The organism is Blastomonas sp. CCH1-A6 (genome assembly GCF_001556365.1).
Classification (GTDB): domain Bacteria; phylum Pseudomonadota; class Alphaproteobacteria; order Sphingomonadales; family Sphingomonadaceae; genus Blastomonas; species Blastomonas ursincola.
Window position 1 is genome coordinate 1 of sequence record NZ_LSIS01000200.1, and the last position, 8,107, is coordinate 8,107.

Sequence of the window (8,107 nt, forward strand, 5' to 3'; positions counted from 1 at the left end):
TCGTACTTGTGCCAAGTTAGTTCATAGCCCTCTCCCCTGAAGGGGAGAGGGCTATGAACTAACTTGGCACAAGTACGATATGGCCGATGGCGGTGTTGCTGCAGGGCACGTGATAATGGCGGTGCAGCGTCTTCACGCGCTGGCCCAGCGCACCGCGCATGATCAGCCACATCACCATCTCGATGCCCTCCGATCCGGTTTCGCGCAGATATTCGATATGCGGGATATGGCGGACGGCATCATCGTTCGCCTCCAGCAGGTCGAGAAAGCGGTTGTCCCATTCGGGATTGATCAGGCCCGCGCGCGCACCCTGAAGCTGGTGGCTCATCCCGCCGGTGCCCCAGATCTGCACGTTGAGGTCTTGCGGAAAGCTTTCGACCGCGCGCGCGATCGCCTCGCCCAGTGCCCAGCAGCGCTTGCCCGATGGCGGCGGATAGGTGACGACATTGACCGCGAGCGGGATGACCGTGGTCGGCCAGGCCTCGCATTTGCCGAACATCATGCTCAACGGCACGGTCAGGCCGTGGTCGACATCCATCTCGTTGATGATCGTCATGTCGAATTCGTCGAGGATCAGGCTCTGTGCAATATGCCAGGCGAGATCGGGATGGCCGATGACATCGGGCACCTTGCGCGGACCCCAGCCTTCGTCCGCCGGCGCATAGCGCTCGCCGCAGCCGATCGCGAAGGTCGGGATGAACTTCATGTCGAAGGCGGATGCATGGTCGTTATAGACCAGGATCACAACATCAGGCTTTTCCTGCTTCTCCCATTCGCGGGTCCAGTCGTACCCGGCGAAGATCGGGCCGAAATAATCGTCGCGCTCCTTGCCCTGGTCGTGCGCCACGCCGAGCAGCGGCACATGGCTGCTGCCCACACCTGCGGTTATCCGGGCCATCTATCGTCCCTCCCTGATCGAACGAACGCCTTCGGGTGAGCGGCCGCCGTCGAGCATCATCTGGCGATATTCGGGCCAGCTCATGTTGGTCATGGTGCTGACCGCCTCGGCAAAGGCGATACCGTCGGTGGAAAACAGCTTGGACAGGAAATAGATGTTCCCGCCCATGTCGAGCAGCGCATTGTAATCGCGCGCCAGCACCGCGAGCTTGGCCTCCTCGCTGATCGCCCACTCGTCCAGATAGGCGCGCTCGTCGGCCTTGAAGCGCTCGCGGTTCTCGGGCTTCATCAGGCTCATCGCGAACTGGTTGAGGTGATAGCCCTGCCGCGCGCGCTTGGCCGTGAACACGCGGGTGCCGGGAATGTCCTCGAACTCGGCGAGATAGGCGTGGATGTCGGTATGGGTCACAGTCCGCGCTCCTTCAGCAGGGCATCGAGCCGGGGGAAGACGCGGCGGGCATTGCCCTCGAAGATCATGTGCCGCTCGGCATCGCTGATCTCCAGCGCGTCGACATAGCGCTTGGTATCGTCGAAATAATGGCCCGTGGTGGGGTCGATGCCGCGCACCGCGCCGACCATCTCGCTGCCGAACAGGATGTTCTTGTTGTCGATCACATCGGCGAGCAGATCGATGCCCGGCTGGTGGTAGACGCAGGTATCGAAGAAGATATTGTTCATCAGATGCGTGTCGAGCGCGGGCTTCTTGAGCATGTCGGCCAGCCCCCGATAGCGCCCCCAGTGATAGGGCACCGCGCCGCCGCCATGCGGGATGATGAAGCGCAGGGTCGGGAAATCGGCGAACAGGTCGCCCTCCAGCAGCTGCATGAACGCGATGGTGTCCGCCGCAATGTAATAGCCGCCGGTGGCGTGCATCGCAGGGTTGCAGCTGCCCGAGACATGGATCATCGCCGGAACGTCGAGCTCGACCATCTTCTCGTAGAACGGGTACCAGTAGCGGTCGGTCAGCGGCGGATGCTGGAAATGGCCGCCGCCGGGATCGGGATTGAGGTTGCAGCCGATGAACCCGAGCTCGGTGACGCAGCGTTCGAGCTCCTCGATCGACCCGGTCATGTCCGCCTTGGGGCTCTGCGGCAGCATGCACACGCCGACAAAGGTTTCGGGGAACAGGCCGACCACCCGCGCGATCAGGTCGTTGCAGCGCCGCGCCCATTCGCGCGCCACCGCCTCGTCGCCGACATGCGGAGCCATGGCCGAGGCGCGCGGCGAGAAGATCGTCAGGTCCGCGCCGCGTTCCCTGATCAGGCGCAGCTGGTTCGCCTCGATCGTCTCGCGGATCTCGTCGTCGGAAATCTCGGGATAGGGCGGACAGACCGTCCCCGCCTTGAATGCGGCCTTCTGCTCCTCGCGCCAGGCGTCATGCGCCTTGGGCAGGACCGTGTAATGGCCGTGGCAGTCGATGATCAGGGTCATGCGCTTCTCTTGAGCTGAGGAATGTCGAGGGCGGCAAGCTTGGCCTGCAGGCCATCGGGCGGCGCGATGCGCTGCGTGCCCATGTCGCGCTGGCGCTGGATCGTGCCGCGCGTCATGACGGGATCGACGCCGAGGTCCGCCAGCGTCGCGGCAACCTCTTCCATCTCGGCGGCGCGGCGCAGCCCGTGCGCCATCATCCGGTCGAGATTGTAATCGAACCGCTCGGCCCAGCTTTGAGGCTTCCAGCTGGCATCGAGCGAGGCGGTGACGGCATCGAGCACGCCCGCCTGGGCTGCTGCGAGCGCACATTCGGCGGAGAGCGCCTCGAGCCCCTTGACCATCACCGAGCGGATCATCTTGATCGCGCTCGCCTGACCGACCGCGTCCCCGGCGATCGACACTTGCGCAAAGCCCAGCGCGCGCAGCGCCTCGGCAGCGTCGGCGGCATGCGGGCCGGAGACCAGCAGCGGCACGTTGCGGCGCTGGGGCAGCACGGGAGCCATCACCGCGACATCGGCATAGCGAGCGCCCGCGGCCTCGATCGTCGTCGCCGCCTCGGCCTTGCTGGCGGGGGCGATGCTGTTCATGTCGAGCCACAGCGCGCCGGATCGCAGCATCGGCGCATAATCGCGCGCGGCTACAACCGCCTGATCTGCCGTAACCAGGCAGAGCACGACCTCTGCCTCCGCGAGCGCTATGGCGACATCCTCCTCGCCATGCACCCCTGCTTCGGCATAGGCGGCGAGCATGGCGGCATGATCCGACAGGCTGTCGGTCTTGCGATCGAAGGCGCGCGCGCCGGGCCAGGCAAAGGCCCTGCCCGCTTCGCCAAAGCCGATAAAGGTCGCACTGAACGTCATGCCAGCGGCCTAGGCGATGGCACGCCCCCGCCACCAATCCAATTGCGCCGCCGCTTATTGGTTTTCGTGAAGTCTGGTTTCGTGCGACGCCAGGTGGATCAGGTCGATCAGCCGCTGCTGGGCCTGGGTCGGTCGCCAGCCGCGCCGCGTCGTCAGTCCGATCGTGCGCACGCTGCCGGGCAGATCGACATCGATCCGCACCAGCATCTCGGCCTCGAGCTCGACCGAGATCTGGTCGGGCGACAGCAGCGTTAGCAGGTCGCTTTGCATGATCAGGCCGCGGATCACCATCACCGACCCGCATTCGACCGGCACCGGCGGCGGGTCGCCCGCGAACAGCGCCTGCCAGTGCGCGCGCAAGGGGGTCCCCTGCGGCCCGACCACCCAGGACTGCGCCTGCAGTTCGGCGAGCTCGACCCGCCGCCCGGCGAGCGGATGGCCCTTGCGCGCGAACACTGCGAGCCGATCGGTGAACAGCGGCACCTGTTCGACATCGGACGGGGGCGTGTCGCGGAGCGCGCCGATGGTCACATCGATGACGCCATCGAGCAGCGGATCGATCAGCTCGCGCCACGAGCCCTCGATCACGTCGACCACCGTGCCAGGACAATCGTCCAGAAAGCGCGCGATCGCGCGCGGCACGACGAGCGCGCGGCTGAGCGGCATCGCGCCGATGGCGATGCGGGTGGCCGGATGCGCCTCGCCCAGCGCTTCAGCGATTCCCGCGGCAAGCTCGCCCGAGGCGAGGCGAACGCCGCGCGCCATCGCCCGGCCTGCCGGGGTCAGCGCCATGCCGCGCCCGCGCCGCTCGGTGAGCACCTGCCCGCTGATCTGTTCGAGCTCGCGCACCGCACGATGGATGCCGGGTTGCGAAAGCCCGCTCGCCAGCGCGGCGCCGGCAAAGCCCTGCGCATCGGCAAAATGCAGGAACGCCTGAAGCTGGGTGGCGGTCATCAGCTGCTCGGGGCGCGAAAAGCCGCGCGTGCCCGCCCTGCCCTGCCGCCGGACCGCAGCGGCCAGATGCACGAACGCCCGCTCGACGCGTTCGGACAGCGCCTCGCCCGCCAGGGTCGGTTCGACCCCGCCCGAATGGCGGTCGAACAGCAGCACGCCCAGCTGGCGCTCGAGCTTTGCCATGCCCTGGGTCAGCGCCGGTTGTGACAGCCCCGCCGCCTCGGCCGCGCGGTTGAGGCTGCGCAGCGCAACGACGCTGACCAGCGCGCGCAGATGGCGCAGATTGAGATCGAAAGGCTGGATCATGGATGCAACACATAGCAAAAACTTATTACCCGTCCACAATCTGGATTGGCATGAGACCGGTGCGCGGGGCCACGGCAGCAGCACAAGGAGCATCGCCATGGGAATTGTCGTCCAGAATATCGAACGCACCGATCTTGCGGTGGTGGATGGGCTTGGGAGCGCAGGCGTCGCCACCGTGCACGAGGCGCAGGGCCGGATCGGCCTGCTGGCGCACCATATGCGGCCCATTTATGCGGGCGCACGGATCGCGGGCAATGCCGTCACCATCTCCGCCCCTCCCGGAGACAACTGGATGATCCATGTCGCGATCGAGCAGTTGCAGGCTGGTGACATCCTTGTGCTGGCGCCGACCAGCCCGTGCGTCGATGGCTATTTCGGCGACCTGCTGGCGACCAGCGCGATGGCGCGCGGTTGCCGGGGGCTGGTGATCGATGCCGGCGTGCGCGACGTGCGCGACTTGACGCAGATGGGCTTTCCGGTCTGGTCCAAGGCGGTGTTCGCGCAAGGCACGGTCAAGAACACGCTGGGCAGCGTCAACGTGCCGATCGTCTGCGCGGGCGCAGGCGTTGAGCCGGGCGATGTGATCGTCGCCGATGACGACGGCGTGTGCGTGGTCAAGCGCGCCGATGCCGCGGCGGTGCTGGAAAAGGCGCAGGCGCGCGAGGCCGCCGAAGAGGCCAAGCGCCAGCGGCTGGCGGCGGGCGAGCTGGGGCTCGACATCTACAACATGCGCCCCAGGCTGGCCGAGATGGGGCTGAAATATGTCTGACGCCGCCCCTGCCATCGCGAAGGCCCGCTGCATGTGGATGCGCGGTGGCACGTCCAAGGGGGGCTATTTCCTCAAGGACGACCTGCCCGCCGACACCGCGGAGCGCGACGCGTTCCTGCTGCGCGTCATGGGATCGCCCGACCCGCGCCAGATCGACGGCATGGGCGGCGCGGACCCGCTGACCAGCAAGGTCGCGGTGGTGAGCAAGTCCGATCGCCCCGGCGTCGATGTCGATTACCTGTTCCTGCAGGTGTTCGTCGACCAGGCGATCGTCACCGATGCGCAGAATTGTGGCAATATCCTGGCCGGTGTCGGCCCCTTCACGATCGAGCGCGGGCTGGTCGAGCCGAGCGGCGATGTCACCCGCGTCGCTATCTTCATGGAGAATACCGGCCAGGTCGCCGTCGCCAGCGTCGCCACCCCCGGCGGCACGGTGCGCTATGACGGCGATGCCGTGATCAGCGGCGTGCCCGGCACCGCCGCGCCCATTCCGCTCGCCTTTCGCGATACCGCTGGCTCGTCCTGCGGCGCGCTGCTGCCCACCGGAAACCGCGTCGACGAGATCGATGGCGTCGCGGTGACGATGATCGACAACGGCATGCCCTGCGTCGTCATCGCCGCCGAGGATATGGGCATCACCGGCTATGAGGACCGCGACACGCTCGATGCCGATACGGAAATGAAGGCGAAAGTCGAAGCGATCCGCCTCAAGGCCGGGCCGCTGATGAACCTGGGCGATGTATCGGCCAAATCGGTGCCCAAGATGATGCTCGTCGCTGCCCCGCGCGAAGGCGGTGCGATCGCGGTACGCTCGCTGATCCCGCACCGCGTCCATGCCTCGATCGGCGTGCTCGGCGCGGTCAGCGTCGCGACCGCCTGCCTGATCGAGGGATCGCCCGCGGCCAAGGTGGCTGCAGTCCCCGATGGACTGACCAAGACGCTGGGCGTCGAGCACCCGACCGGCGTCACCGAATGCATCGTCACCGTCGACGAGAACGGCCAGCCGGTAGAGGCGGGCATGCTGCGCACCGCGCGCAAGCTGATGGATGGAGAGGTTTTCGCATGAGCACCACCGACGTCGATGGCCGGATCCGTAGCTGGACCCTCGCGCCGAGCAAGCCGCGCTTCACCCCGCCGCCGGGCGCGGTCGATGCGCATTGCCATGTCTTCGGCCCGCAGGCGGCGTTCCCGTTCAGCCCCAAGGCGAAGTATCTGCCGCAGGACGCCGGACCCGACGCATTATTCGCGTTGCGCGATCATCTGGGCTTTGAGCGCAACGTCATCGTCCAGGCGAGCTGCCACGGGACGGACAACAGCGCGACGCTGAACGGCATCGCCCGGTCGAACGGGCGCGCGCGCGGGGTCTCGGTGGTCGATCCGGCGATCTCGGACGCGGAGCTCGATGCGCTCCACGCAGGCGGGATTCGCGGGGTGCGGTTCAACTTCCTCAAGCGGCTGGTCGACGATGCGCCGAAGGACAAGTTCCTCGATGTCGCACGGCGGATCGAGCGGCTCGGATGGCATGTCGTGGTCTATTTCGAGGCGGACATTCTCGAGGAATTGCAGCCCTTTCTCGCCGCGATCCCGGTGCCGATCGTGATCGACCATATGGGCCGTCCCGATGTCACCCAGGGGCCGGACGGCGCGGACATGACCGCGTTCCGCCGCCTGCTCGACACCCGCGACGACATCTGGACCAAGGTCACCTGCGCCGACCGGCTCGATGCCGCTGGCCCGCCTTATGCCGATTTCGTCCGTTCGGTACGCCCACTGGTCGAGGCCTATCCCGACCGCGTGCTCTGGGGCACCGACTGGCCGCACCCGAACATGGAAAAGGTGCTGCCCGATGACGGGCATCTGGTCGACACCATCCCCGAAATCGCGCCCACGGCAGAGCTGCAGCACAAGCTGCTCGTCGCCAATCCGATGCGGCTCTACTGGGCCGACTGAGGCCGGGTCAGAAGCGGTCGAGATCGTTGGCGAGCGTTACCGGACCGGTGAAGCGCTTTCTGATCTCGGCAATATAGCCCTTGGTCCGCTCCGGATCGGGCGTGCCTGCGGCAAAATGCGTGATCACCAGCGCCTTCACCCCTGCCCGCGATGCCAGCTGGCCCACTGCATCAGGCGTCAGATGGTGCGTGGACAGGTGCTGTTCGAGCTGCTGCTTCGCCTGCGGCGGCATGTCGGGCGAATTGCGCGCGACATTGGCCATGGTGCCGCCCATGTCGATCATCTCGCTGACCAGCAGGTCCGCGCCTTTGGCCAGCCTCTCCACCGCCGCGCTGGGCCCGGTATCGCCGGTATAGACGATCGAGCGCGATCCCAGATCGAAGCGGAAACTGAACGATTTGTAGTTGCGGTCCTCAAGGCTTCCCGGCGCGAAATCGTAATGCGAATTCTGCGCGGCGGTGACCGAGAATCCGTCGACCGCCATCCGCTCGCCATCGCTCAGCTCGATCACCCGCACCGTGTCAGCAGGCGGTGCCCAGGGCTGGCCGGGAATGCCATAGCCGACGCGCGCGGCGGGCTGCATCGAGGCGACCATGCCGGCGACAAGTTCGCGCGTGCCCGGAGGACCATAAACGGTGATGGGATCGCGCTGGTTGGTCTGGTTGCGCAGTGCGAGCACGGCGGAAAGCCCGCCGGTGTGATCGGCATGCAGATGGCTGAGAAACACCGCGCGCACCCTGGGCAACAGGATGCCGGCACGCGCGAGCTGCTGCACCGTGCCGTCGCCCGCATCGACCAGATAGACCTTGCCCTGATGCACCAGCGCGTTGGCGGGCTGCGACCGGTCCGGCGAAGGCACCGGGCCGCCCATCGTGCCGAGGGTGATGAAACCGTCCGCGCCCGGCACGGGCTGGGCCGCGACCGGTGCTGCGGCCAGAAG

Annotated in this window: 9 protein-coding genes; 3 read left to right on the plus strand and 6 right to left on the minus strand. The window is 66.7% G+C overall.

The genetic code is table 11. From position 1 onward, the window contains the following. Nucleotides 1–58: 58 nt before the first annotated feature. Genes AX735_RS04580 through AX735_RS04560 form a run of 5 tightly spaced genes read right to left on the minus strand, consistent with a single transcriptional unit; the run spans nucleotide 59 to nucleotide 4,448 of the window. Nucleotides 59–898 carry a class III extradiol dioxygenase subunit beta gene (locus tag AX735_RS04580; RefSeq protein WP_066276326.1) on the minus strand — a complete coding sequence of 280 codons (840 nt, stop codon included), beginning with the start codon at nucleotides 896–898 and terminating at the stop codon, nucleotides 59–61. Then, nucleotides 899–1,306 carry a protocatechuate 4,5-dioxygenase subunit alpha gene (gene ligA, locus AX735_RS04575; protein ID WP_066276321.1) on the minus strand — a complete coding sequence of 136 codons (408 nt, stop codon included), beginning with the start codon at nucleotides 1,304–1,306 and terminating at the stop codon, nucleotides 899–901. Then, nucleotides 1,303–2,328 (minus strand): amidohydrolase family protein, encoded by a 1,026-nt coding sequence (locus tag AX735_RS04570; RefSeq protein WP_066276318.1) that lies wholly within the window; start codon nucleotides 2,326–2,328, stop codon nucleotides 1,303–1,305. The genes ligA and AX735_RS04570 overlap by 4 nt, the downstream gene beginning before the upstream one ends. Next, on the minus strand, nucleotides 2,325–3,188 hold the full coding sequence (locus AX735_RS04565; RefSeq protein ID WP_066276304.1) for a DUF1932 domain-containing protein: 864 nt from the start codon (nucleotides 3,186–3,188) through the stop codon (nucleotides 2,325–2,327). The genes AX735_RS04570 and AX735_RS04565 overlap by 4 nt, the downstream gene beginning before the upstream one ends. A gap of 54 nt (nucleotides 3,189–3,242) precedes the next feature. Beyond that, nucleotides 3,243–4,448, minus strand: coding sequence for a LysR family transcriptional regulator (locus AX735_RS04560; RefSeq protein WP_066276300.1), 1,206 nt, complete (start codon nucleotides 4,446–4,448; stop codon nucleotides 3,243–3,245). 97 nt (nucleotides 4,449–4,545) lie between these two features. Between AX735_RS04560 and ligK the strand changes: the two genes are divergently transcribed. Genes ligK through AX735_RS04545 form a run of 3 tightly spaced genes read left to right on the plus strand, consistent with a single transcriptional unit; the run spans nucleotide 4,546 to nucleotide 7,167 of the window. After that, complete coding sequence (gene ligK / locus AX735_RS04555) at nucleotides 4,546–5,217, plus strand: 4-carboxy-4-hydroxy-2-oxoadipate aldolase/oxaloacetate decarboxylase (RefSeq protein ID WP_066276298.1); 672 nt, start codon at nucleotides 4,546–4,548, stop codon at nucleotides 5,215–5,217. Next, entirely contained in the window at nucleotides 5,210–6,283 is a 1,074-nt protein-coding gene (locus AX735_RS04550) for a 4-oxalomesaconate tautomerase (protein WP_066276296.1), read from the plus strand. Before ligK ends, AX735_RS04550 begins: the two co-directional genes overlap by 8 nt. Continuing rightward, complete coding sequence (locus AX735_RS04545) at nucleotides 6,280–7,167, plus strand: amidohydrolase family protein (protein ID WP_066276291.1); 888 nt, start codon at nucleotides 6,280–6,282, stop codon at nucleotides 7,165–7,167. The genes AX735_RS04550 and AX735_RS04545 overlap by 4 nt, the downstream gene beginning before the upstream one ends. A 7-nt stretch (nucleotides 7,168–7,174) precedes the next feature. On the opposite strand, the gene AX735_RS04540 is transcribed toward AX735_RS04545, so the two are convergent. Then, on the minus strand, nucleotides 7,175–8,107 hold a 933-nt coding region (locus tag AX735_RS04540; protein WP_156447416.1), incomplete at its 5' end, for an MBL fold metallo-hydrolase.